Genomic DNA, 253 nt, shown 5'->3' with positions numbered 1-253 from the left:
GGGGTTCACCCAGAACGATTTATAGTGATAATGGCTCCGCCATGATCTCCGGCGAATTCACTGCCGGCCTGCATCATTTGGGCATTCTGGCGCTCAACACGCGCCCGCGCAGCGCCTGGATGAATGTCAAGCAGGAGACCCTCTGGAATCGGGTGGAAAGTCGTCTGATGGCCATGCTTGATGCGATTCCCAATCTGACCCTGGCTCAACTCAACGAAGCCTCCTTTGCCTGGGTCGAACACGAGTATCAAGT

Annotated in this window: 1 pseudogene; it reads left to right on the top strand. The window is 55.7% G+C overall.

Going from position 1 to position 253, the window contains the following annotated elements:
- Nucleotides 1–41: 41 nt before the first annotated feature.
- A pseudogene (locus IV91_RS16450) lies at nucleotides 42–253 on the top strand (IS481 family transposase); the annotation flags it as partial.

The sequence above is a fragment of the Ferrovum myxofaciens genome, assembly GCF_000735045.1.
GTDB classification, from domain to species: Bacteria; Pseudomonadota; Gammaproteobacteria; order Burkholderiales; family Ferrovaceae; genus Ferrovum; species Ferrovum myxofaciens.
This window is presented reverse-complemented; position numbering and strand designations above follow the sequence as displayed.